At 63.8% G+C, this 566-nt stretch carries 1 protein-coding gene; it reads right to left on the bottom strand.

Features of this window, described 5'->3' with window-relative positions; genetic code table 11:
* Positions 1 to 566 (bottom strand): MMPL family transporter (locus A5658_RS12260; protein WP_156751416.1); only part of this gene is annotated, 566 nt, incomplete at both ends.

Here is a 566-nt window from a genome sequence, read left to right as displayed (position 1 = left end):
TCCGGCCCGGTGGGTCGCAGCATCGCGCTGGCCGGCCGTGGTCGCACCTTGATCGGCCACCAGAACCAGCGCCCCAGAAGCGAGGCGATGGACGGCGTCATGAACGAGCGCACCACCAACGTGTCGAACAGCAGGCCGAGACCGATGGTGGTGCCCACCTGGCCGATGATGCGCAGGTCGCTGACCACCATTGAGGCCATCGTGAACGCGAACACCAGACCGGCGTTGGTCACCACCTTGCCGGTGCTGCCCATCGCGCGGATGATCCCGGTCTTCAGCCCGGCGGGTATCTCCTCTTTCAAGCGGGATATCAACAACAGGTTGTAGTCCGAGCCGACCGCCAGCAGCAGGATGATCGCCATTGCCAAGACCATCCAGTGCAGGTTCATGCCGAGGATGTACTGCCAGAGCAGTACCGAGAGCCCGAACGACGCGCCCAGCGAGAGCAGCACCGTGCCGACAATCACGACGGCCGCCACCACGCTTCGGGTGATCACCAGCATGATGACGAAAATCAAGGTGGCCGCCGCAATCCCGGCGATCAACAGGTCGATGTTGGAGCCGTC

The organism is Mycobacterium sp. 1245111.1, assembly GCF_001673405.1.
Taxonomy (GTDB): Bacteria; Actinomycetota; Actinomycetes; order Mycobacteriales; family Mycobacteriaceae; genus Mycobacterium.
The sequence above is the reverse complement of the archived record's forward strand: the minus strand, read 5'-3'. Positions and strand labels throughout refer to the sequence as shown.